22 protein-coding genes and 1 pseudogene are annotated in these 23414 nt (G+C 69.2%); 10 read left to right on the plus strand and 13 right to left on the minus strand.

The window, feature by feature from the left end:
• Window positions 1–3: 3 nt before the first annotated feature.
• From L0M17_RS16445 to L0M17_RS16455, 3 genes and pseudogenes are all read left to right on the plus strand, one after another.
• Window positions 4–1545, plus strand: a complete 1542-nt coding sequence (locus L0M17_RS16445; protein WP_241053090.1) for an IS1634 family transposase — start codon at window positions 4–6, stop codon at window positions 1543–1545.
• A 6-nt stretch (window positions 1546–1551) separates the two neighbouring features.
• A pseudogene (locus L0M17_RS16450) lies at window positions 1552–1932 on the plus strand (IS1634 family transposase); the annotation flags it as partial.
• 327 nt (window positions 1933–2259) lie between these two features.
• Complete coding sequence (locus tag L0M17_RS16455) at window positions 2260–2577, plus strand: hypothetical protein (protein WP_241055411.1); 318 nt, start codon at window positions 2260–2262, stop codon at window positions 2575–2577.
• A 447-nt stretch (window positions 2578–3024) separates the two neighbouring features.
• Here L0M17_RS16455 and L0M17_RS22550 read toward each other — a convergent pair whose 3' ends face one another.
• Window positions 3025–5631: a PKD domain-containing protein gene (locus L0M17_RS22550; RefSeq protein WP_308196892.1), complete on the minus strand. Its 2607-nt coding sequence runs from the start codon at window positions 5629–5631 to the stop codon at window positions 3025–3027.
• A gap of 693 nt (window positions 5632–6324) precedes the next feature.
• On the opposite strand from L0M17_RS22550, the gene L0M17_RS16480 reads away from it, so the two are divergent.
• The 3 genes from L0M17_RS16480 to L0M17_RS16490 all read left to right on the plus strand — a co-directional run bounded on the left by L0M17_RS16480 (window position 6325) and on the right by L0M17_RS16490 (window position 8525).
• Window positions 6325–6984, plus strand: a complete 660-nt coding sequence (locus L0M17_RS16480) for a GNAT family N-acetyltransferase (protein WP_241055412.1) — start codon at window positions 6325–6327, stop codon at window positions 6982–6984.
• 347 nt (window positions 6985–7331) lie between these two features.
• Entirely contained in the window at window positions 7332–7964 is a 633-nt protein-coding gene (locus L0M17_RS16485) for a hypothetical protein (RefSeq protein WP_241055414.1), read from the plus strand.
• A 54-nt stretch (window positions 7965–8018) separates the two neighbouring features.
• A complete protein-coding gene (locus tag L0M17_RS16490) occupies window positions 8019–8525 on the plus strand; it encodes a hypothetical protein (RefSeq protein ID WP_241055416.1) in 507 nt (168 codons plus the stop codon).
• A 105-nt stretch (window positions 8526–8630) separates the two neighbouring features.
• Here the strand turns inward: L0M17_RS16490 and L0M17_RS16495 are convergent, their stop codons facing one another.
• Entirely contained in the window at window positions 8631–8891 is a 261-nt protein-coding gene (locus L0M17_RS16495) for a hypothetical protein (protein ID WP_241055418.1), read from the minus strand.
• Between the two features lie 302 nt (window positions 8892–9193).
• Here L0M17_RS16495 and ctaF point away from each other — a divergent pair, with 302 nt between their 5' ends.
• A complete protein-coding gene (ctaF, locus tag L0M17_RS16500; protein ID WP_241055420.1) occupies window positions 9194–9304 on the plus strand; it encodes an aa3-type cytochrome oxidase subunit IV in 111 nt (36 codons plus the stop codon).
• A gap of 483 nt (window positions 9305–9787) precedes the next feature.
• Here the strand turns inward: ctaF and L0M17_RS16505 are convergent, their stop codons facing one another.
• The 4 genes from L0M17_RS16505 to L0M17_RS16520 form a co-directional block, all read right to left on the minus strand.
• Window positions 9788–9991 (minus strand): cold-shock protein, encoded by a 204-nt coding sequence (locus tag L0M17_RS16505; RefSeq protein ID WP_241055422.1) that lies wholly within the window; start codon window positions 9989–9991, stop codon window positions 9788–9790.
• 267 nt (window positions 9992–10258) lie between these two features.
• On the minus strand, window positions 10259–10933 hold the full coding sequence (locus tag L0M17_RS16510; RefSeq protein WP_241055424.1) for an SDR family NAD(P)-dependent oxidoreductase: 675 nt from the start codon (window positions 10931–10933) through the stop codon (window positions 10259–10261).
• A gap of 203 nt (window positions 10934–11136) precedes the next feature.
• Window positions 11137–11295, minus strand: coding sequence for a hypothetical protein (locus L0M17_RS16515; protein WP_241055426.1), 159 nt, complete (start codon window positions 11293–11295; stop codon window positions 11137–11139).
• 244 nt (window positions 11296–11539) lie between these two features.
• Window positions 11540–11869 carry a DUF2218 domain-containing protein gene (locus L0M17_RS16520; RefSeq protein WP_241055428.1) on the minus strand — a complete coding sequence of 110 codons (330 nt, stop codon included), beginning with the start codon at window positions 11867–11869 and terminating at the stop codon, window positions 11540–11542.
• A 99-nt stretch (window positions 11870–11968) separates the two neighbouring features.
• Between L0M17_RS16520 and L0M17_RS16525 the strand changes: the two genes are divergently transcribed.
• Window positions 11969–12376: a VOC family protein gene (locus tag L0M17_RS16525; RefSeq protein ID WP_241055430.1), complete on the plus strand. Its 408-nt coding sequence runs from the start codon at window positions 11969–11971 to the stop codon at window positions 12374–12376.
• A gap of 218 nt (window positions 12377–12594) precedes the next feature.
• The gene (locus tag L0M17_RS16530) at window positions 12595–12855 is read left to right on the plus strand and encodes a hypothetical protein (protein ID WP_241055432.1); all 261 of its coding nucleotides are present in this window, start codon (window positions 12595–12597) and stop codon (window positions 12853–12855) included.
• A 511-nt stretch (window positions 12856–13366) separates the two neighbouring features.
• On the opposite strand, the gene L0M17_RS16535 is transcribed toward L0M17_RS16530, so the two are convergent.
• The 6 genes from L0M17_RS16535 to L0M17_RS16560 all read right to left on the minus strand — a co-directional run bounded on the left by L0M17_RS16535 (window position 13367) and on the right by L0M17_RS16560 (window position 22163).
• The gene (locus tag L0M17_RS16535) at window positions 13367–14827 is read right to left on the minus strand and encodes a purine-cytosine permease family protein (protein ID WP_241055434.1); all 1461 of its coding nucleotides are present in this window, start codon (window positions 14825–14827) and stop codon (window positions 13367–13369) included.
• Between the two features lie 198 nt (window positions 14828–15025).
• The gene (locus L0M17_RS16540; RefSeq protein WP_241055436.1) at window positions 15026–15187 is read right to left on the minus strand and encodes a hypothetical protein; all 162 of its coding nucleotides are present in this window, start codon (window positions 15185–15187) and stop codon (window positions 15026–15028) included.
• Window positions 15188–15329: 142 nt separating this feature from the next.
• Complete coding sequence (locus L0M17_RS16545) at window positions 15330–16013, minus strand: DUF5134 domain-containing protein (protein WP_241055438.1); 684 nt, start codon at window positions 16011–16013, stop codon at window positions 15330–15332.
• The gene (locus L0M17_RS16550) at window positions 16010–18304 is read right to left on the minus strand and encodes a heavy metal translocating P-type ATPase (RefSeq protein WP_241055440.1); all 2295 of its coding nucleotides are present in this window, start codon (window positions 18302–18304) and stop codon (window positions 16010–16012) included. Before L0M17_RS16550 ends, L0M17_RS16545 begins: the two co-directional genes overlap by 4 nt.
• The gene (locus L0M17_RS16555) at window positions 18301–20316 is read right to left on the minus strand and encodes a cytochrome c oxidase assembly protein (protein ID WP_241055441.1); all 2016 of its coding nucleotides are present in this window, start codon (window positions 20314–20316) and stop codon (window positions 18301–18303) included. Before L0M17_RS16555 ends, L0M17_RS16550 begins: the two co-directional genes overlap by 4 nt.
• A 32-nt stretch (window positions 20317–20348) precedes the next feature.
• Window positions 20349–22163, minus strand: a complete 1815-nt coding sequence (locus tag L0M17_RS16560) for a chloride channel protein (protein ID WP_241055443.1) — start codon at window positions 22161–22163, stop codon at window positions 20349–20351.
• Window positions 22164–22247: 84 nt separating this feature from the next.
• On the opposite strand from L0M17_RS16560, the gene L0M17_RS16565 reads away from it, so the two are divergent.
• Window positions 22248–22736, plus strand: a complete 489-nt coding sequence (locus tag L0M17_RS16565) for a MarR family winged helix-turn-helix transcriptional regulator (protein WP_241055445.1) — start codon at window positions 22248–22250, stop codon at window positions 22734–22736.
• Window positions 22737–23145: 409 nt separating this feature from the next.
• Here L0M17_RS16565 and L0M17_RS16570 read toward each other — a convergent pair whose 3' ends face one another.
• Window positions 23146–23388, minus strand: a complete 243-nt coding sequence (locus L0M17_RS16570) for a hypothetical protein (RefSeq protein ID WP_241055446.1) — start codon at window positions 23386–23388, stop codon at window positions 23146–23148.
• Window positions 23389–23414 lie beyond the last annotated feature (26 nt).

Consider the following 23414-nt stretch of genomic DNA (forward strand, 5'->3'; position numbering starts at 1 on the left):
GGGGTGTCTCCGTACGTCCGGAAAGTCAAGACGACCTCGGGAGCGACGGCGGTGCAGATCGTGGAGAAGCGGGCCGGGGTCCGGCGCATCCTTGAGCATCTCGGCTCCGCGCACAGCGAGGCCGATCTTGCCGTGCTGATGCAGGCCGCCCACGACCGGCTCAATGCCGGGCAGCAGGCCTTCGACCTCGAACTCGGCCTCGGTTCCGGCTCCGCGGACCCGGTTCCGGAACCGGCGCTCGGCCCGGCCGTCGTGACGGGAACCCGCAGCGAGGTCCTCTGGGAAGTGCTCATGGGCGCATACGCCCGGCTGGGGTTCGATGCCCTGGCCGATGAGGCGTTCAAGGCGATGGTGCTCGCGCGCCTCGTCGAGCCGGCCTCGAAGGCCGCCACGGTCGGGATCCTCGAGGACCTCGGCGTCCCGGCCCCGCACCGCAACACCCTCGCCGCGTCCCTGAGGCGCTGCCAGGGCCGAGACTACCGAGACGCCCTGGCCAAGGCCTGCCTGGCCCACTCGCTGCGCACCGGCGGGTCCGCGGCCATGGTGATGTACGACGTCACGACGCTTCATTTCGAGAACGAGGACGAGGACGAACTCCGCAGGGTCGGGATGAGCAAGGAGCACCGGGTCGACCCGCAGGTCCAGGTCGGGCTCCTCGTGGACCCGGGCGGGTTCCCGCTGGAGGTGCACCTGTTCGAGGGCAACAAGGCCGAGACCACCACCCTCGTCCCAGTCCTGACCGCGTTCCAGGCCCGGCACGGGGTCACGGACATGGTCGTGGTCGCCGACGCCGGGATGCTCTCCGCCTCGAACCTGGACGCGCTCGAGGAGGCCGGGTTCTCCTTCATCGTCGGCTCCCGCCTCACCAAGGCCCCCTACGACCTCGCCGAGCACTTCAAACGCCACGGGGACTACTTCGAGGACGGCCAGATCCTCGAATCCCGCAGGGCCATGGGAACCGGCAAGAACGCCAAGGACCGCCGGATCGTCTACCAGTACTCCTTCAAGCGCGCCAAGCGGGACAACCGCAACATCAACCTCATGGTCGACAAGGCCGAGCGCATCGCCACCGGCAAGGCACCCTTGAAGAAGGCCAGGTTCCTCAAGGTCACCGGCGCCGAGAAGGCCCTCGACCAGGCCACCATCGACCGCGCCCGCCAGCTCGCCGGGATCAAGGGCTACGTCACCAACCTCGACCCCGACAAGATGCCCGGCGCGGCGGTGATCGCCGCCTACCACGACCTCTGGCGCGTCGAGGCCTCCTTCCGCATGACCAAGAGCGATCTGAAGGCCCGGCCCGTATTCCACTACCAGCGCGAAGCGATCGAGGCCCACCTCACCGTCGTGCTCGCCGCCCTCGCCGTCGCCCGGCACCTCCAGGACGCCACCGGCACCAGCATCAAGAAGCTCGTGCGCACCCTCAGGCCCCTTCGCACCGTGACCATCCGCATCGGCAACCAGACCATCACCGCAGCCCCCGCCATCGGCCCCGACGCCCGAGCCATCCTCGACCGGCTACCCCCGATCAATGCCCCGGGGCACTAGGCCTGTGCAAGTCGGGAGGGCTACGTCACCAACCTCGACCCCGACAAGATGCCCGGCGCGGCGGTGATCGCCGCCTACCACGACCTCTGGCGCGTCGAGGCCTCCTTCCGCATGACCAAGAGCGATCTGAAGGCCCGGCCCGTATTCCACTACCAGCGCGAAGCGATCGAGGCCCACCTCACCGTCGTGCTCGCCGCCCTCGCCGTCGCCCGGCACCTCCAGGACGCCACCGGCACCAGCATCAAGAAGCTCGTGCGCACCCTCAGGCCCCTTCGCACCGTGACCATCCGCATCGGCAACCAGACCATCACCGCAGCCCCCGCCATCGGCCCCGACGCCCGAGCCATCCTCGACCGGCTACCCCCGATCAATGCCCCGGGGCACTAGGCCTGTGCAAGTCGGGAGGTCTGCAGCCTCGGAGTCGATACCTTCCTGCTGGCCGGCCGCCGCGACCCGTTCCTCCAAGCGACCCAGGCCCTGCAGACCCTGACCAACCACAGCGACCCGAACAGCCCCTACCCTCCCCTGGTCTCCCTCGGGCTCGAAGGAGGAACACCCGCACAGACCGCGGACCACCTCCAGCAGGTCTGGGACGCCCTCGGCTACGGCATCCCGGCCTGCACCCCCCTGGGCTGCGATCCCGGCCGGGCCTCCGGGCTGCGGACATTCGTCTTCGGCTCACTGGAAACGACCCTCGGCTACACCTACGGGCAGGTGAGCCGGCAGCGGTACGCCGACAACGCCGCCGCTCAGGCGATCGCAGCCCAGATCGGATCCGCAGGGACCATCCGAACCCCCGCGGCAACACTCGTACGCCCTGTCCAGGCCGGCGCATTCCCGTCGTATTGGGACGCCGAGCACCGGTTCGTGCCGACCAGCGGCCTCACCGAATGGGCAACCGACATGCTCTCCATGCCGCCCGAGTACGCCGGCGCCGTCGTCTCGGATTCGGAGACGACCTTCGACGGATACGCCTTCCTCGTCACCTACCGCTGCGCGAGATTCGACCTGGGCTGCCCCGGGATGGGCTGATCTGGTTTCTTGACCGTTTTGGCTGTCCATGTGGGCAGCATCATGCCATCGCCGGACCTTGCCTCGACCGCACACACGGGCAACACCATCGAGTGAAGGAGGCGCCGGAGATGTCGATCGAGAGCAGAGACCGCGGGTACAGCCGGAGCGTGTAGCAGGCCGATCGTCTGGAGAACACCGAGTCGGGGCACGACTCGTGGGCCGGTGTGGGCCTGATGCGCCTGCACGAGGAGCGGTACTTCATGGCCGCCCGAAGGGCGGAACCGGTCGGGCCCCGGATTGTGGAAGCTCGAGCTTTTGAAAGGCCGCAACTGTCGAGCTGACTGCGCCGACTGGTCCCGGCTGCGGCCCAACCTCATATTTTCGGTGCTCCCCACGGGGGCCGCCGTTCGTTGGGACGCTATGGGAGGGTGCGGGGAGGCCCGGGGTTTCCTCCACGCGCTCCGATCAGAAGCGGGACGTCGAGGTGGCCGGGACGGATTGGGTGGGCAGGGGCACCCCGCCGATGTCGGTCGGGGTCCCGGTTGTGGCTGGTTGGTACGAGGGTGTTCCTGCGCTGACCCCGGTGAGGGGGGTGCCTTTGAACAGGGCTCCGAGGGTGATGGTCAACGTTGTGCCGTCCGAGCTGAGCTGGGCTTGCGAGGCCCGGCTCCCGGAACCCTTGAACTGGAGCGTCGTGTTGCTTGCGCTGTAGTGCGCCCCGAGCCCGACGGCGCCGAAGTCCGCGGTCGTGCAGCCGGTCGAGGTAAGGGTGAGGTTGTCGCTGGTGCCGCCGCTGTTGGCAATCGTGACATTGAGACCGCTGCCGAGGCTCCAGGGCCCGGTGGCGCTAGTCCAGGTGCTGCAGAACGAGCTCGGGCTCATCTTCTCGCTGAACACGATCACGACCCTGTCCCCCGCGTCCGCCGTCCCGGCGGCTCCGCCGTTCAGGAGGGAGATCGAGACCACCTTGGGGCCTATGCGGCTGGACACACTGGCCGATGCGGTGTTCCCGTAGGCGTCCGTGGCCTTGGCGGTGAACGTTACCGCGCCGGGGCTGAAGGCAGCGAGGTTCAGCGTCGTCGACCAAGCGCCGGTGCCGCCGGCCGTGAGGGTGGCCGAGGCGCTGTGGCCAGCCGAATCGGTCGAGGTGATCAGGAGGCCCACCCCGGCTTCGGCCGTACCGGCAAGCTGGACGGAGGAGACGGCGTTGCTGGTGATCTTCGCCGGGTAGGTCGTGAAGGCCGGCGTGGCGGTGGTGGTCTTCTTCGCCCCGGTCTGGGTCGCGGACGGTCCGGTGTTGCCGGCTGCGTCCGTGGCCGCCGCGGTGTAGGTGATCTGGCCGTCGCTCAGGGTGCTCAGGTTGAGGCCTGTGACCGACCAGTTCCCGCTCCCGTCAGCGGTCGCACTGCCGGTGACCGTGTGGGCGGCTCCGGCATCTGTGATCTGGAGCCCCACCGTCGCACCGGCCTCGGCGGTGCCGCTGACCGTCACCGAACCAACGGTCGACGAGGACACCGCGGACGGAACGCTCAGGGTCGGCGCTGCGGGCGGCACCGTGTCCTTGATGGCCGAGACCGTCGTCGCCGGGCTCGAACCCCCGGCATTGCTCGCGGTTGCGGTGAAGGTCAGGGTGCCGTCGTTGAGGGCCGACAGGTCCAGCGTCGGCAGGGACCAGGTCCCCGTCGAGCCCGTCGTGGCCGTTCCGTTCACGGTATGGCCCGCCCCGTCGGACGCCGTGACTGCCACCGTGCTCGCGGCCTGGGCGCCTCCGGAGACCGGCACGGCGGCAACGTTGGTCAGGTTGACGTACGACGGCGCGGCGAGCGTCGGTGCCCCCGGCGGGGCCGGGCTGACGGTGACGGTCGTGCTGGCCGTGCTGGAACCGGTCGCGTTGGCCGCGGTCAGCTTCGCCGTGTAGGTCCCAGCCGCCGTGTAGGTGTGGGCCGGGTTCTGCGCCGTGGACGTGGCCCCGTCGCCGAAGTCCCACGCCCAGGACGTCGGGGATCCGGTCGAGGTGTCCGTGAAGGCCACATCCAGCGGAGCAGTCCCGGAGGCCGGGGCCGCCGTGAACGAGGCCGCAGGCGCCGGCGGCGGGGCCGGGCTGACGGTGACGGTCGTGCTGGCCGTGCTGGAGCCGGTCGCGTTGGCCGCGGTCAGCTTCGCCGTGTAGGTCCCAGCCGCCGTGTAGGTGTGGGCCGGGTTCTGCGCCGTGGACGTGGCCCCGTCGCCGAAGTCCCACGCCCAGGACGTCGGGGATCCGGTCGAGGTGTCCGTGAAGGCCACATCCAGCGGAGCAGTCCCAGAGGTCGGGGCCGCCGTGAACGAGGCCGCAGGCGCCATAACGCTCTTGACGACGAGGTCGTCGATGTAGGTGTCCTCCATCTGCTGGTAGTGCTCGGCACCGTTCATCACACTCGTCACCGAGGAAGCCACGGTGTTCACCTGGGAGCTCGAGTAGACCGCTGAGCCGTCGAACCACACCTGAACGGTTGTCGAGCCTCCGCCGGGGATGACGTGCATCGCGATGTGGTGCCAGGAATTCAACGGAATGGTGGAGGCCAGGAGCTCCGTGTAGGTGAATGTCCCATTGGGCGCCAGGACCCGCAGCCAGAGTTGGCCATTGTTGTTGTACCGGTAGACATCGACGAAGCGAGTGCTTCCCGAGAAGAAGCGGAAGTACGGGACGTCGTTGCCGCTGGCGCCGGCCTGGGCGATGTCGAACCAGCCGTCGGCGTAGACCTCTTGCGTCCCCGAGGGCAGGACGGTCGAGAAGTTCGCCAGTGAACCCGAATCCGTGGTGGCATGGAGGTATGCGGAGCAGGCGCCGTCGTACGCCTGTGCCGAGGAAACCGATGCCGTTCCCGTCCCGCTGGTCTGCACGACGAGCCCATCCAGCGTCCCCGATTCGAAGTTGTCGGCGATCACCACCGAGCCCGGATAGCCGTCGCTGGGTGTGCTCGTTGCCGGCTGGCACGCGACGGCATACGCCGGGACGGCGGCGAAGACCAGTGGTCCCCCGGCAAGCGGCAGGGCGAGCGCCACCACGAACCCAAATGCGCGTATCAGTTTCACTGCCCGCCTCCACCCTGTAGCGAATTAGCCGTCCCCGGGTGCCGGCCCGGGATCTGCCCGGGCGCAGTCCACCGGACGGATCGCCGAAGCTTGCAAGCCACTCGACGGCAGGGACCATCGAGGAGCGGCACACCGCGGAACGATCGCCAGGCAGGGACCAGTCCCGAGCGCTGCCCAACAGCGGTGCACCTCCGAGTGCCGCGGACCGGCCTCGGCCACGGCAACGACGTCGTGTCCCCAGCGTTCCCCATGTTCGGGTCCTCCCTATTCGAGACGCGGGCCAATCAATCCCAGTGAACGTGACCGCGGTCCGGACGGCACGCGTGGCGTGTACCCGATTCGACGACCCGAAAGAGGCTGGACCACCTGCTCGGACCCCCGGCAACTACCTAGAGGCCGAGGCTGCCGGAACACGGCCACCTGCTCCCCACGGAACGCTCCCGACGGCGCTGCCTAGCTCCTTCGGGAGCCTTCCGCCACGGCACCGATCCGGACCCGGCCTCCAACAGCTCCGGAGGGCCGCTCTGGAGCACCTCGACAGGAGCCGCAGATCGAACCCGTAGCGTCCCGTTCCATTCCTCACTGGAATCCGAGCAGAACGGCGCGGGCCCCCACCATCAGGCAGCCTCTTCGGCCACGCCGCCTGCCCCCTCTCCTCCACGCCCCGGCCCGGCAGTGGGCTAGCGTGACGGCATGGAGCCCCTCGAGACCATCTGGCCCGTGTTCGGCCTTCGCCTGACTACACCCCGGCTCGTCCTGCGCCCGATCCAGGACGGCGACATCCCGGCCTTCGTCGAGGCTGCCGCCTCCGGCATCTACGAGACCCGGGACGGACACATCCCCTTCCCCACCGACTGGCCCAACGTGCCAGATATGGGCCCCAACAGCGCCCGCTGGATCTGGGAGCACCGGATTCAGGCCAACCCCGGCTCCTGGGTCATCATGTTCGGCGTCTCCACCCGGGACGGCGACTTCCTCGGCACGCAGGACGTCGCCTCCAAGGACTTCCCCAGCCTCCGTACCATCAGCACCGGTTCATGGCTGCGCCGCAGCGCCCAAGGCCAGGGGCTCGGGAAGGAGATGCGCGCCGCCATCCTCCTGTGGGCGTTCGACCACCTCGGAGCCGACGTCGCGATGACCAGCGCGTACGACTGGAACTCCTCCTCCATCGGGGTGAGCACCGGACTCGGGTACGAGCCCAACGGGGAGACCCGCACGATGACCTCCACGGGTACCGTCGAGCGCGAGGTGAGGTTCCGGCTGTCGAAGGAGCGGTTCCGACGTCCGGACTGGGAGCTCGAGGTCGAAGGGCATGCCGCTGCTGCGGCCTTCCTCGGCGTCCCATCGAGCTGACGGGGTCGCGCTTCGCGTGAGCGCAGGGAAGGCGTCCGACCGGCCAATGGCTTCGAGCTGGACCGGGCGCCAGTCGGACGCCTCCATGTACGCACTGCCCAGCCTGTCATGCGGCATTCACAAAAGCGATACCTTCCACCCAACTTCTTCCAGCATTGCCTGCTTCCGATGAGGCCAGCCGCTCGAACTGGGCGGGGACACCCCGCCGGGTTCTGCACACATGGAACGCCCCTCCGTCGTGACCGGACACCGCGCCAGCGTCCGGCCTTCATACGCTTCCCCTGCCGACGTAGGCTGGGGAAGCAGCTCTCGCACCCAGCCGCACAGCCATCGGTCAGGAGAAGAGCATGCAGAGAAACCGGATAGCCCCCAAGTCGTTTGCCCTGACAGCAGCCCTCGCCAGCTGCATCGCCCTCGCCGGCTGCAGCGCGATTAACCCGCAGGAGACGCAGAGCATCACAGCCGCCGTCCCCGGGGTGCAGGCCGCCGTCGGCCCCCTTGAGGCGAACAACCTCGCGATCGTCTCCTCCGGGAATGCAGGAACGGGCACCCCCACCCCGGACGCCCCCGGCCGGCTCACGGGGGGCCTCTACAACACCTCCTCGTCTCCGGTCACCGCGACTCTCTCCACGCAGACTTCCAACACCGTCGACGTCACTGTTCCGCCTAACGGGGAGGTCTTGCTCGGCGAGGACCGCAGCGTCTCCGACCTGACCCGCACGGGGGCCGTCCCAGGGGCCATGACGAAGGTGAGGATCCAGACCGGCTCATCCAGCCAGGACGTCCTGGTCCCCGTGCTGGACGGAACCCTCGCCCAGTACCGGCAGTACCTTCCCTCGCCGTCCGGCACGGCCAGCACTCCCTCCCCCACAGCCAGCGCCCCTAGGTCGACTGCCAGCCCCTCCTCCGGGACGGTGGCCCCGGCACCAACCACGACACCGTCGCTGACCACGACACCCTCGGCGAGCCCGACTCGCTGAACCCCCGCCCCGCAGGTCACCGTCGCCCGCGCTCCGCACACATATGATCACGGCGTGAGCTCCACCCCGCCCCAGCCCAAGCGCCTCCGCGAAGACTTCGGCCTCGATGCCGCCTGGCTCGCTGCCCGCATCGAGGAGAGTCCGATCATCCTCGGGGTGGGCACAGGGCTCCCAGCGTTCGAGCGGACCATCCTGCACGAGCGCCCCGACCAGTTCGCCGTCATCCTCTTCCACCCCGCCGACGGGGTGCGGAGCATCGTCGAGGTCCAGCTCGGGGACGCCGACCTGGAGCAGGTCCACCGGGCACTCCAGCACTGGGAGGACGAACGCGTCCGCCTCCCGCGCGTCGAGCACCGGGTGGCGATCGCCGCCGAGCACATCCCCGCCGTCGTCGCCCATGCCGCAGCCCGCGCCCGGGCCAATGTCCCGCTCGAGGTGGTCGAGCTGCGCGCGGAGAAGATCGGCAACATCGTTGCCGTCAACGGCGAGCCCCTGGCCCTGCCCGTCATAGGCGACGGCACCCTCCAGCCAGAGGGCCGACGCATCCCCCGCGGGCGGTAGCCCCAACCGAAGGACGCTCCCCTTGGGCGCGCCGACCCCCGGGAGGCGCGGGTGCCGGGCGCTAGCCCCGAAGCGAATGCCCCCGTCAGCGAGCAAGTGCCCGTATTAAGAAGCTCCCGGTCCAGACGTCTCCGCCGAGTAGCCGCGGGGCTTCGGCCCTTGCACGGGCTCAGGGAGGCCCTGGACGACGATGTCGGCCGGCGGCTTGGCCTGGCGCTCCCGCTCCAGACGCGCCTGCGACCTGTGGATGCGGACGAAGAACCGGGCATGGCGTTCCTCGCCTGAGAGAACGCGTACCTGCCTGACCCGCTTGCGGGGCGGGCCCACCACGGCGCCTTCGATCATGGACGCCCCGGAGGTCCCCATGCGGAGGCCATTGCGTCTCGTTCCCTCTTCTCACTCCCCGACCCGCTCTCTCGCCCGGGCCCCTGCGGGAAATCCCCTTCCCGCCCGCAGCGGCCCCAGTGGCACGGGGCGCACTCCGACCGGCGTCGGGGCGGGCAGCTTCCCCTACTCTCAGGCGCAGTGTTTTTTGTGGCATCCGCCAGACGGGTAGCGGACCCATAGCGCGGCGGTCTGTGAGTTCCCGGTCCCCCAGCTGGTGCAGGCCGCCGCGCCCTCTGGGACCGCAGGACGCCGGCGCTGATCCGCGGCCGAGCACAACCCTGATGCTGCGGCTCGCCATCGCCTACTGGATCATGCCCATCGGAGCCGCGTTCGCCTTCATCAGCCTCATCGGCTGGGTCTACGAGTACAGCCGAGGCGACCACAGCCACTAGAGGCCTACCACCAGCCATGGAGCACAAGCGCCTGCCAGCATTGCCAGCCGCCTGCTCCCCGCACACAACGGCGGCCACCGGGATTCCGAGGAGCCGGGGCCGGGACAGTCCCCCTCGGATCCCCCCGGGGCGACGTCAGGACCGCGCGGAGGACTCCGGTGCGGCGGCCCAGTCCCAGCCAGCCTGCCCCAGTCGTTGCCGTCCTAGACAGACGAACACGAGCAGCCAGCGCAGCAGGCCGCTGCGCATCGCCCGGCGACCGCGGGCGGACGCCGCTAGCGTCTGGCAAGCAGCAGGAAGGGCAGGCCTCCCGCCTGGGAGGCCTGCCCGTCTCTTGGCCGTGGACACCACTCCTGCGGCCTAGCAGCTGGGCGTCAGGCCAACCACGGAAAGGAAGCGCCCGAGAGGAGCCACCTCACTGACGCCCATGAGGCGAGGATAGCCTGCAGGTCCGACAGATTCAGGCCGTCTCCAGTGAGGGGGTCAGAGGGGGCGGATCTTCTGGGCCTGCGGGCCCTTCTGCCCCTGCCCGACTTCGTATTCGACCTTCTGGCCCTCGTCAAGGCTGCGGAAGCCGCGCGCGTCGATCTCTGAATAGTGGGCGAAGAGGTCATCCGAACCGTCGTCGGGGGCGATGAAGCCGTAGCCCTTCTCGGAGTTGAACCACTTCACGGTGCCTGTAGCCATTGGTATTGCCTTCCCCGGACGGCGCCGTGGCCGCAGTCTTCACGGCCGGTCTTCTCACGCCAGTCCTTCAGGCCTCATCCTATGTGTGCCGCATCACTGAGCTGCAATTCTGCCTAGTGCCCATCCTGGAGCCACATGTGCTGACCGGGCTGCAGACAGTACACATCCCCTGCTCGTACACGTGGTCCACTGGCTGGTCTCGGCCAACTGCTGCAGGTGTGAGCCCGAACCGGTACGTACACGATCGACTCGCCCCGATCGCGACGCTCAGTACGGCTGGACCTCGAGCTCGGTCGCGTAGGTGCGAAACTCGCCGCGCTCCGCGTGCATCTTCCAGAGCAGCTCCGCGAGCACCTGCGGGTCCTTGTCGGCGCTGCCCGGAGTGATGCCGCCGGGAATGATCAGCTGAGCGACATGGATGCCGGTGTCATGCAGTGCCTGATCGAGCATCTGGGCATACGCCGTCTCGCCGGCGAACGCGATCGAGGTGCCCGCGAAGTGCTGCACCGGCTGCACCGCGCTGCCGCCGTTGACGAACAGGATCGTGCCGCGACCGAGCACCCGCATGCCCTGCAGCACCTGATGCACTGCCGCGACGGGGCCGTAGACCGAGAACTCGACGGCGGCCTTGATGTCGTAGACGGTCGATTCGAGCAGCGGGCGCAGGAATTCCTTCTGCGGCAGCGGGTTGTAACTGAGCACTTCGATCGGGCCGAGCTCCTGCGCCGCGGTGTCGAGGGCGGCCACGAGGGCCTCGGGGTCGCGCACATTCGCGGCGTAGCCCTTTGCGGTGAATCCGTCGGCGGCAAGGTCGGCGGCGAGCGCGTCGACGCGCTCCTGATTGCGCGAGATGAGAGCGAGGCTGAAACCCTCGCGGCCGAAGCGGCGGGCGAGCGCCTCACCCAGCTGACGGCCTGCGCCGATGATGGCCAGCGTGGTCATGTCGGAGTTCCTTTCAGTCGTTCACCCAACCGTATGGGGTGCAGCGGACATACAACGAGGGCCCGGCCTCCCCAGACCGGCCCCTCGTCCCCGAGAAACCCACTCCGGAACAGATCGGCTGACCCAACGCCGTTCCGGTAGCTGGATACCCGCGGTCTTGAACGTGAAACGTCACCAAAGCCTGCAGGCGTCCGGATGGCTTGTCATCGGGGGCCGGTGGACTCCTTCTTGAGGACCTCGACGTCGCACCCGAAGAGCACCACGTCGTTCCAGTCGTTGGGGACCGGCTGGGTGGGCCGCACCCCCAGCGCGTCGAACCACTCAGCCAGCTGACTCGGATAATCGAGAGGCGAACACCGCACCGCCGCCCTTGCCCGCCACCGCGAACTCTGCCCTGACAGCGCTCCTTCGCGGCCATCACCCCTCCCGGGCGCGCTCGTTGATGAGCTCGCGCTCGTACCGGCCAGGGACGCTGAGAGAGCCACTTCGAGGCGGCCGTGCGCGGAGAGTTCGTGTGACACCTCCCCCGAGGCCTTGCGGCCCCGTCAGAGCACGGTTCGCCCTCGGCGGCTGTCGCGGCCACAGCTACGATCCCTCGGCCCGGTTTCAGACCACCGACAGTCCATCCCGGCGACCGATCTTTTCGAGCCGGGTTGCGATGCCAGCCTGCAGGCGCTCGAGCGTGACGTCGTCGTCGGCGTCGACGCGCAGCATCAGAGCATCCCCGGTCGCCTCCAGCGCCCAGGTCCCTCCGAGAAGGCGGACGGTGCCGCTGGTGTCCGTGTAGTCGACCTGCTGCACTTCCGGCGGCATCCCGCCCCCATGGTGGAGCAGGGGCCGATGTTGCAGCCGTCCCATCAGGCCGAGGTGGCTGCACAGCTGCACCAGGTAACGGCTTGCCCGATCGGTCGCTATGCGGGCTTCGGAGGTCGGCATGGTCAGATTGTAGGTTCGGCGTGCGGCACAGCGCCGCAGGGCTGCAGTAGGGCGTGCAGGAGGCACCGGTATCGTGTTGCGCGACGGAGGGAGCCGAACATGCCGGATTTCAGCCATATCGCGCATCTGGACCTGACAGTGTCTGATGTGGAGGCCAGCGCGAAGTGGTACGCAGAGACGTTGGGGCTCACGCGGCTGCGACGCAGCGACTTGGACAACCGCATCATGATCGTCCTCATTCACAAGGCGACGGGTCTGATCATCGGGCTCAACCAGCACCACGAGCCTGCCGTCGACCGCTTCAACGAGCAGAACCCCGGGCTCGACCATGTCGGTTTCGCCGTGACGGAGCGCGAGGAGCTCGACGAATGGGAGCGCAGGCTCACGGAACTCGGCGTCGACCACTCCCCCGTCACCGACTCTCCGTCAGGTTCCGGCACTGCCCTGGTGTTCCGAGACCCCGACAACATCCAGCTCGAGCTCTGGTGGTCCCGGCCGCGGCAGTAGCGCCAAGGCCCCCTTGTCGGAGGCCGGAAGAGCGAGGCTTTCGAGGAGATCTCGCTCCTGGGCGGTCGAAGCCGCGAGGTTGGGGTCGGAGAGCGCAGCGAAGATCTCCTCGCGGTTGATCGCCACGTCCCGCAGGGCGTCGATGCCGATGCGGATCCCTGCCTCGCCCTTGTCCTCCAGGACGGCGACACTTCGAGATGAACTTACGATTATTGGCGATGACCGACCAGCCCAGCACCGCCCGTCTTGACCCCACCGCCGTCCTAGCCGCCGTCGAACAGGCCAAGGACGAAGCCTTCGAAGCAGCCCTGAAGACCGGAGAGCACGGCGTCCTGGTCCTCATGGAGGACGACGGCGCCGACATCACCGTCGGGGCACACAGCGGGGTCGGCTGGGGGCGCACCGACTACATGGGATCCGAACCCGACGGCGAGTTCCTCCAGGGAACCGTGCGCCGCTTCCGGCTCAACGCCGCCTGAGCTGTCCCGCCGAGCCTTGACGGCCCTGATCGGCCCTGACGAGACCGGTGCGGGATCAGCCGGGACGGGGGGCATGTCATGGCAGTCGACGACGGGGAAGCCATCCAGCAGCTGCTGGCCGACCTCGAGGCCGCATGGAATCGGGCTGATGTAGCTGGAGGCGGAGCTGCCATCGAGGAGGCACTCCTTGGCCCACTCCACGGTCTGGGGGAACTCGACGGACAGGGTGGCAAAAAGTTCCCATGGTCACCAGGCCAGGTGCGAGCTAATCTTGAACTCAAGAAGGCCCCCAGAACCTCAGCCCTGACAGGCGATGCCATCACCCCTCAGAGGGACAGCGGTATGAGAGGTTCGAGGGCCTTCGGCATCTCCCCTGTTGGCGAGCTCAATCGGCGCGCGAACGTCGAGGGCGTCGTCCCTATGGGGAGCTCGCCACCTGAAGGTTTCCTGGCGCGAAGGAGGGAGGCGGAACCCGGTTCCGGTGCCGCCTCCCTCCAGGTTCACGGCCAGATCAGGGCAGGGTGTGCCCCAGCGCCGCACGGTCGAGCTCATCCGACTCCGACTCGCCCAGGCGCGTCTCCTCGGCCACGTTCACGTTCCGGGTCAGCGCCCAGTAGAGGACCCCTGCAACCGGCAGGCCGATGAACAGGGAGATGTCCGCGCCGTCCATGGCCTGCGCGATCGGGCCGACGAACAGCGTCCCGGCAGAGAAGAACGGGACCATCACCGCGAAGCCGACGAGGTAGGCGACGATGCCAGGCCACCCCCACCGGCCGTAGATCCCGCGCGGCTTGAAGATCTCGGCGATGGCGTAGTGGCCCTTGCGGACGATGAAGTAGTCGGTGAGGTTCACCGCGGTCCACGGGATGAAGAAGTACAGGACCAGCAGCAGGAAGTCATTGAAGTTCGCGAGGAAGTCCTCCGAGGCGACGTTGGCCAGGATCACCGAGATGGCCGCCGTCACGGCGATGGTGACCACGCGAAGCCGCAGGGTGGGTTTGATCCGTCGGAGGCTGTCGATCGAGGAGATCAGCGTCAGCGACCCGCCATACATGTTCAGGGCCGTGACGGACACCAGGCCCAGGGCTGCGATGACCAGGGCGACGGAGCCGAACCCGGGGAAGAGCTTGTCGGCAGTCGCTCCGATGGAGGGGATGGTATCGAAGTCCTTGCCCGCGGCGGCGGCGATGAACGCCCCGAGGAACATGACCCAGATCCCGCCGAGGGCGCTGCCCCAGAACGTGTACCGGAAGGTCCGGCCCGCAGCTGCCGCGGGCAAGTAGCGGGAGTAGTCGGATACGTAGATCGCCCAGGAGATCTGGTAGCCGGCGGCGACGCCGAGCTGGGCGAGGAAGGGCACCAGCTCGAAGCCGCCGAGGTCGAACATGCCGGCGGGGAGGTCGAGGTGGGTGAGGACGGCGATGGTGAGCAGTGCCAGCATGGCGACGGTCAGGTAGGTCAGGTAGCGCTCGAAACGGTGGATGAGGTCGTACCCGAAGAGGGCGACGGCGACCGCGACGAAGGTTACAACCCAGAACCACAGGCTGTCCGCCTTGACGTGTACGGATGCACCCAGTGCCTGTCCGGCCAGAACCGTGTTGAAGATGTTGAACCCGGCGTACTGCAGGTAGGCGAACAGCCAGACCAGGAGGGCCCCGACGTACCCGAACTGGGGCCGGGACTGGATCATCTGGGGCAGGCCGAGCTGGGGGCCCTGGGATGAGTGCGCGGCCATGAAGAGGGTGCCGACAAGCACTCCGGCGGCGATGGCGATCATCGACCAGATGAGGTTCCCGCCGGTGGTGATGCTGATGAGGCCGACGGCCAGTGTGGCGATCTGGGCGTTGCTCATGAACCAGAGCGGGCCGATGCTCGAGACCTTTCCGTGCCTCTCCTTCAAGGGCACGTAGTCGATTGAGCGGACTTCGAGCCCTCGGCTGCTGCCCTGGGGTTGACCGGTGGAGCTGGTCATGCGGTTCTCCTCTTGAAGCGTGGGGGCGCCGTCTCGGCCACGGGTCTGTGACCGGCCTAACACCGACAGGACAAACTATTCGGCGCTGGCCCGGCTGGCCCATGTGCAGAGGGCCAGAATCGTCGGGGCGTGAACTGGGCATTCGCACAAGAGGCCGAGCGCTGTTCTGTCGGTGGGCGCCGCGGTCGACGGCTCGCCTCACTCGGCAGCCGCTTCGACTGACCACCTCGAACCCATTGGGTGAGGCTCGGGGCTGAAGAGGGAGCGCCACAAGTGGACGACGAAGGCCCAGTAGATCGCCCCCGTCGAGATGACCACGTTGAGGGCCTGGGCCGGGCTGATCAGCAGCTGGTCCAACATGAGGGTCTCCTTCCGGAGCGGCCGCCAAGGCCTCGGCTGAGCAGCGCACTGGGCTCCAATCCAGGCCCCTCTGGTCACGCTTGCAAATATTGCCAGCCCTCATGCACTCCCCGTCAGGGAGGTGCGGAAACGATCGGGGCGGTCACGGCAGCACGAGGAGCCCGAAGCCCAGGAGCATGACCGCTGCCATGCACACCGAGGCCGCGGTGCGCCGTCGTTCGCTCCCGCTCTTCCCCGACACTCGTGGGGTCAGGGACCTGAGCAGCAGTCCCGCGAAGACGACGAGGGCGACGACGGACAGCAGCAGGCACGCCCACGAGGCGGCCGCAGGCCATCCGGAGATGCTCCGGGCCATTGTTCCCGCAGGTCCGTCACCGAGCCGAGGCACGGGCTGGCCCATGCCGGGCATGCTCGTGGCGGGCATGGCCATCGCTATGTGCTGGCGAGCCTGCATCGATGCCATGGACAGGCCCATGGCGGCGTACATCCAGGCCATGGCGGCCATCATCGCGAAGTGGTACCACAGCAGGGCACCACGGTGCTGGTGGCTTTCGAGTCCTGACGAGGAACGTCGTCTCTCCGGTACGACGATCTGGTAGGCGTAGACAGCCGCTGCCGCGACGAACACGGCCGCGCCCAGTGCGGGCGGCACCTGCCGTCCGAACGGCCACACCATGGCAGCCATGCCCGCTGCCATCAGGAGGTGGAGGCCTGCGTTCACTCGGGTCCGCGCGCCGTGCCTCTTCCCGAGGTCGGGCAGGTAGAGGGCAGCGACGACGGCCGCGAGGACGGTGACCATGGCCTGGATGAGGATGTTGCCGGTCACTGGGGGCCCTCTCCCTCCCCCCTGGCTGCCGACCTCCCTGAGGGCTCGAACGACCGCAGGCGGAGGCTGTTGGAGACCACGAGCACCGAGGAGAGCGCCATCGCCGCGGCGGCGATGAGCGGGTTGAGGAGGCCGAAGGCCGCAATCGGGACCGCGGCGATGTTGTAGCCGAACGCCCATACGAGGTTGAGGCGGATCGTGCGGAGAGTCCGGCGCGAGAGCAGGATGGCGTCGACGACCGAGCCGAGGTCGTCGCGGACCAGGATGATGTCCGCAGACTTCATGGCGATGTCCGTTCCGCGGACCATGGCGAGGCCGAGCTCTGCCGTGGCGAGGGCTGCGGCGTCGTTGATCCCGTCCCCGACCATCGCGACCCGGTGCCCCTCCCCCTGCAGGCGGGCTATTGCCTCCGCCTTCTCGGCCGGCAAAACGCCCGAGACCACCTCATCGATGCCGGTCGCCGCAGCGGCGGCGCGGGCTGGCGCCTCGGCGTCGCCGGTGAGGAGGATGCTGTGCAGGCCGAGCGCGCGGAGCCGCTCCACCGTGGACGCTGCGGAGGGCTTGACCTCGTCGGCGAGGGCGATGACGCCCCGCACCACGCCGTCCACAGCGACGAGGACCGCCGTCGATCCGCGGGCGTGGAAGCGCTCGACGGCGGCCGCCGCCTCGGCGGGCATGGCGAGGCCTTCCTGGGCGAAGAGGCGCGGTCCGCCCACGGTGACCGCGGCGCCGTCGACCTCTGCGCGGGCCCCCAGCCCGGGGAGCGTGGTGAAGCGGCCGGCGCGCGGAAGCTCGCCGAGCTGGGCACGGGCCGTTTCGGAGATCGCCTTCGCGATCGTGTGCTCCGAGCCTGCCTCGACGGCGCCGGCCCAGCGCAGGAGATCGGCCTCGGGCGCGCCCAGCGGCGCCAGGCCCGCGACGCGCATCGCTCCCGTTGTGAGGGTCCCGGTCTTGTCGAAGACGACCGTGTCGATCGCGCCGCTGGCCTCGAGGGCGTCCTGGCCCTTGATGAGGATGCCGAGCTGCCCCCCGCGTCCGACGCCGACCATGAGCGCCGTCGGAGTCGCGAGACCGAGCGCGCACGGGCACGCGATGATGAGCACGGCGACGCCGGTGCCGAACGCGCCCCGCGGGGCGGCACCCGCGAGGAGCCACGCGGCCATGACGAGGACGGCGACGACGATGACGGCGGGGATGAAGTACTGCGAGACACGGTCCGCGAGGGTCTGGATGCGGGCCTTGCGACGCTGGGCCTCCTCGGCGAGGGCCGCCATCTGCGCGAGGCGGGCCTTGGGGCCCACGGCCTCGGCGCGGATCTCGAGGCGCCCGGCCAGGTTGACAGTTCCCCCGACGACCGCCGAGCCCGGGCCCACCTCTGCCGGGACGGATTCGCCGGTCATGGGGCTCGTGTCGATCCCGGAGGCGCCGTCGATCACGGTTCCGTCCGCCGCGAGCCGCTCGCCGGGCCGCACGACGAACGTCTCCCCCACCCGGAGCTCGCCGACCGGGACGACGCGTTCGAGGCCGTCTCGGAGCACCCGGACCTCGCGCACGGCGAGGGAGGCGAGCGCGTTCAGAACGTCGCCGGCACGGCGTCGCGAGCGGGCCTCGAAGTAGCGTCCGCCGAGCTGGAACGTGATCATCCCGGCGGCGACGTCGAGGTAGATCGCGTCGGCGCCCTGCGGCGTGACGCCGAAGCCGAGCCAGTAGCCCGGGCCCGACGAGCCGATCACGAGGGTGACGACTGCCCAGCCGAAGGACGCGATGCTCCCGAGCGAGACCAGGGTGTCCATGCTGAGGGAGCCTCGCATGAGGCCCCGGAGGGTGGCCCTGTGGAACGGCCATGCGGCCCACGCCACGATCGGGATCGCCAGGAGCACGCACACGAGCTCCCAGTCCGGGAAGCGCCAGCCCGGGACGAGGGCCAGGAGGATCGTCAGGTCGCAGAGCGGGATCGTGAGGATCGTGGCGACCGCGAGGCGCCGGCGCAGGGAGCCGATCCGGGTCTCGGCCGCGCGCATCGACCACACGTCCTCGTCCGCGTCCCGGACCGCGGCGCCGTATCCTGCCTTCTCGACGAGGCGGATCGCCTCGGGAGCCTGCTCGGGGCCGATGCCGTGCACCACCGCCCGTTCCGTGGCGAAGTTCACCACGGCGTGCACGCCGTCGAGCTTGTTGAGCTTGCGTTCGATCCTGGCTGCGCAGGCCGCACAGGTCATGCCGGAGATGTTGAGCTCGAGCGGCTCGTCGGGGGTGTCGGTCAGGACAGCTGTGGCTGGCGCTTCGGTCATGGGCGTTCCTCGAGGGGAGTCGGATAGCGGCGCTCGGAGAGCTGCCCGAGCATTTCGTTGTACGCCTCGAAGCTCTCGTCGAGGCCCGCGTCGAGGTGGCGGTCGAGGCGCTTCGTCTCGCGGCGGTCCTGCCGCGCCCACTGTGTCAGGAGCGCGAGGACGACGACGAGCAGCGGCAGCTCGCCCGCCGCCCACGCGATGCCGCCGCCCGTGTACTGGTCGGAGTGCAGGTCGGGCCACCATGGACGGGTGAGCCACTGGTAGAACTCCTGCGCGATCACGCTCGTGCTGGTCATGACGATGACGCCGAAGAACGCGTGGAAGGGCATGGCGGCCAGCACGAGGCCCAGCTTGCCGAGGTGGGGGAGCGGCCGCGGCGGCTTGTCGACGCCGATGACGAGGCTGTAGAAGAGGTAGCCGACGATCAGGAGGTGCACGTTGAACAGCTGATGCGCCCAGTGGTAGCGCATGGCCTGCTCGAAGATCGGCGTGAAGTACAAGACGTAGTACGAGCCGATGAACTCGACGAACACCCACAGCGGGTTGTTCAGGTGCTGGAGCAGCGGCCAGTGCAGGACGGCCTTGACCCACTCGTGCGGCCCGGGGGCCCGGTCCGGCGGCGCCGCGGTCGTGGCGCGCAGCGCGAGCGTGAACGGGCCGCCGAGGACCAGCAGCACCGGGCAGAGCATGTTCAGGCTCATGTGCAGGATCATGTGGAGGCTGAACGACGCGTCGGCGTACTTGCCAAGCCCGGAGGAGGTCGTCAGTACCACGGAGAGCCACCCGAGGAGCCACCCGATGGTCCGGCCGAGGGGCCAATGGTCCCCGCGGCGCCGCAGCCGGGCGACGGCGAAGAGGTACAGGCCCGAGCCGACGAGGGACACGACGAAGAAGAACGTGTTCAGGCGCCAGTCGAACGCGAGCACCGCGAGCGTGGGGGTCGCGGTCACGTCGTAGCCGAAGAACAGCTGCATGATCGAGGTCGGTGCGAAGTAGTTCGGGGGCGGGACTCGGGACATCGCGGCTTCGAGCCCACCCATGGCTGCCATGAGGACGACGGCGACAACTCCCGTGCGCCGCATCCTCGCCCGCGCTTCGCGCACATCCGTCCCGGGCAGCCCGCGCAGGCGCAGGAGCAGCCCGCCGAGCACTGCCAGAAGGGCGAACCAACCCGTGAGGAGCCATCCCGTCTCGCTCGAGAAGGGGCCAGACCCGTCGAGGAAGAACCAGGCCTCCACGCCGCCGAAGAGCACCATGGCGCCCCAGCAGACCCCGGCGACGCGGCGGTAGCGCTGGATGGTCTGGGCCCAGATCGCCTTGCGCGCCAGGAGCCGGTAGGTCAGGACGGCCGTGACACCGACGAACACCGTCTCGGCCGGGACCGCGTAGACAGCCGCGTCGCTGCCGAAGTCGTGGTTCGGGCCCACGAGGACCTGGGTCACGAGCACGGGCCCGAGGACGCCCGCGAAGGCGACCGCGAGCAGCGCGAGCCCTGCGGCCCAGTGCCGCGCGAGCCGGAAGCCGACGAGGACTGCGAGGGCGCACATGCTCGTCACAATCCACGCCCCTGGGAGATAGGACGCCTGGATGAGGTACGTGAACGCGCCGGGGTCGAGGACGTGGGCGACAGAGTAGCCGTTCGAGTCGGCGCCGTCGACCGCGATGAGCGCAAGCGAGGCCGCGAGCCACGCACCGGACGACGCCGTCACGAGCCTCGAGTCCATGGGGTCGGCGCGGGGCGCGCGCAGCCCGCCCGGACGGCCGCGGAGGAACGCGGCCTGGAACAGGCCCCCGACGCACAGCGTCGAGGCCGCCCACGCGACGACATGCAGAACGGTGCTCGCCACGGCTGTAGCCATTCCGGGGAAGTCGCGGCTGAGCTCCCGGTAAGGGGTTGGACCAAGGATCAGTGCGGTCGCGGGCGCGATCGCCAGGGGAATGGCCGCGCTCCACCAGAGGCGGCCCGCGGAAGGAGCCGGTCGGTGAACCATTGCAGGTGTCGTGGAAGCCATCGCGGGAGATCCTCCTTCAGGTCGGACGGCGGTCATCGGGGGCTCTTGGATCCGTGTGCCTGCCGAGATCCTTCCGCCGCTGCGATGATGCGCTGCAGGACGTGCTCGGTGCTCAGCCACCCGCACAGGCTCCCGTCCCCGTCGACAACCGGAAGGCCGTCCGTCTCGCCCGCGGCGAGGACGGCCTCGGCCGCGGAATCCAGCCTCTCGTCCCGTTCGAGGGCTGCGGCGGCCTGGGCGAGCGCCCCCACGGTGAGGCGATCGGCGCCGTCCTCCTCCTCCTCCAGCCCCGCGGCCAGGACAGCCGGGGTGATCACACCGACCACCCTCCCTGCCGAATCCACGACCGGAAGGGCCCGCGCGTCCGTGCCCATGAGCTGCCGTCCGGCCTCCTTCGCCGAAATCGAGTCGAGGACCGGTTCGGGGGCGTGGCCCATCGCCTCTCCGACAGTGTGGAGCCCGAGGGCGTCCCGGCCCCTTACCGGTGCCGAGATGTCCACGCCGCGCCGGAGGAGCTTGCGGGTGTAGATCGTGTCGCGGCTGGCAAGGGCGGACACGGCCGTGGCGACCAGGACCGCGAGCAGGAGTGGCAGGATCAGCGAGTACTCGCCGCTGAGTTCGAAGATGATGAGCCCCGCGGTGATCGCCGCCCTGGTCGAGCCCGCGAAGACCGCCCCCATGCCCACCAAGGCGAAGGCGCCGGCGTCCCCGCCCAGCGACGGGAAGACCAGCGCGACGGCCTGGCCGAAGGCCGCGCCGGCCGTCGCCCCGACGAACAGCGATGGCGCGAAGACGCCTCCGGAGCCGCCGATTCCGATGGTCAGGCTCGTGGCGAGGATCTTCGCCGCCGCCAGGACCAGAAGGAAGCCGAGCGCATAGTGTCCGAGGACGCTGTTCTCCAGCACCGGGTAGCCGACCCCGTACATCTGGGGCAGGGCCAGCAGCAGGCACCCCAGCAGCAGGCCGCCTACGGCGGGCCTGACCCACTCTGGGCCGCGCCAGAGCCAGTCGCAGACGTCCTCGATGGCGTAGAGGATCTTGGAGAAGAGGACGCCGATCCCGCCCGCCACGAGGCCCAGCAGCGCGAACAGCAGCATCTCGGCAGGGTTGGAGGCAGTGAACGCAGGAAGGTGCAGGAACGGATAGTTGCCCAGCAGCGCCCTTCCCACCACGGACGCCGCGATCGAGGAGAGCATCACGGCGGCGAACGAGCGGGCGGCGAAGTCCCGCAGGATCAGCTCGAGGGCGAAGAACACCCCTGCGATCGGGGCGTTGAACGTGGCCGCGATCCCGCCTGCGGCCCCGCACGCGACCAAGGTGCGCAGCTGGGCCTCCGACGAACCCGCGAGGGTTCCCAGGCGCGAGCCGAGCGCGGACCCGATCTGGACGATCGGGCCCTCGCGGCCGACCGACCCGCCGGACCCGATCGTGAGCGCGGAGGCCAGGGCTTTGACGACCGCAACGCGCCCCTTGATCCGCCCTCCCCTGCGGGCGACGGCGTACATCACCTCTGGCACGCCGTGGCCCCTGGCCTCGCGGGCGAAGAAGTGGACGAGCGGGCCGTAGACCAGGCCGCCGACCGCGGGCGCGAGGACCACGAACGCAGGCCCGAGCCAGGGCACCCAATGGTTCGCCGGATGCCCCACGGTCCCGGCGTAGTCCGCGGCGCCCGAGAAGAGCTGGGTCGCCCCGACGATGAGCCAGCGGAAGGCGACAGCGGCGAGGCCGGCACCCAGGCCCACGATCACCGCAAGGAGCACCAGGGGCAGCGACCCGACCCCGAGTCTCTCCCCTACCCCGCGGCCAAGGGCTCGGATCCTGGAACCGCGGACGGCGGCAGACGGCACTTGGAAGGCCTCCTAGGCTGTAGAATGGCAATAGTTGCAGGATGCACAGGTTTGTAGAAGACCATAGCAGGGAAGGGGGCCTCCATGACACCTGAGGGCCATCAGGCGCAGGGCAGCGGCGCATACGACGAGGTCGAGTCGGTCCTGCGGGCCTCCCGCGCGCTGCTGGGGGTCGTCGCCCGCTCGGTCGCCGAGGCGCTCGAGTCCGTGACGCTCCCCCAGTTCCGGGTCCTGGTGGTCCTGGCCAGCACTGGACCCGCCCCGATCGGCATCCTCGCTGCGAAGCTCGGCAGCGTCCCCTCGACCTTCAGCCGCTTCCTCGACCGGATGGAGGACGCAGGCCTTGTGGCCCGGCAGCCGAGCCCGGACAGCCGGAGAGAAGTCCTCATCGCACTCCAGCCCAAGGGCGCCGCCATTGTCGAGGAGGCCACCGAAAGGCGCCGGCAGGCGATCGGGGAAATCCTCCAGGGCCTCGGCAAGACAGAGCGGGCCGCAATTCTCGCTGCCATGGACGACTTCTCGGCCGCCGCCGGCGAGCCCGCCCCCGAGACGCTCCTGATCCTCGGCCTCTGAGGGCGACGCCCGTTCCTTGGACCAGAGGCCGGTTCCGGCGTTGCGCGCCCCACTGAGGGCAGGACCCAGAAGCCAGGCCTTGGCGGAGATCCTGTGCGAGGACGGCAGAATCCGACAACCAAGGAGGACAAATGGCGCTGCCCACTGGCGAGACATATCGATGCCTGATCAGGACTGCGGATGCGAGATCCAAGTCACCAGAGGGGCGAAAGAGGGAGACGGGGGCAACCAGGCCCCCAAATGCTGCTGCGGCCACAGTATGGAGAAGGTCTCCTGAGGAGGCCTCCTAAAGTGGACAGAATCCGCCTCGGCTCCGGCCGGGGCGGACTTCTCCCAACCGGCGCAAGCCTCTTGCGCTAGCCGAGCCGCCCTTGCCGCAGACAGCTCCAGCGTCTCATTGGCCATGAAGTCAGCAGTCCGGGCTGGTGGCCTGCACTGTCTCGCCCCCGGTGAGCATCGTCTGGGCCCGCAGAAGCAATTCCTCGGCCCGATACAGCAGATCTCCTGCCTGCTCAGCATCAGTGAGCGGATCCTCCCGGTCATGAGAAGCCGCCCTCCCAGCGAACAGGGACTCGAGCGGCCGGTAGACGTGCAGGCAGCGCAGGTACGTCAGCGGGCGCAGGACCGGAAGCACCGCGGACACCGAGCTCACGCTTCCCGTCCCGAGCCTCGCTTGCG

Origin of the sequence: Sinomonas terrae (assembly GCF_022539255.1) — a bacterium.
In the GTDB taxonomy this organism is placed as follows: Bacteria; Actinomycetota; Actinomycetes; order Actinomycetales; family Micrococcaceae; genus Sinomonas; species Sinomonas terrae.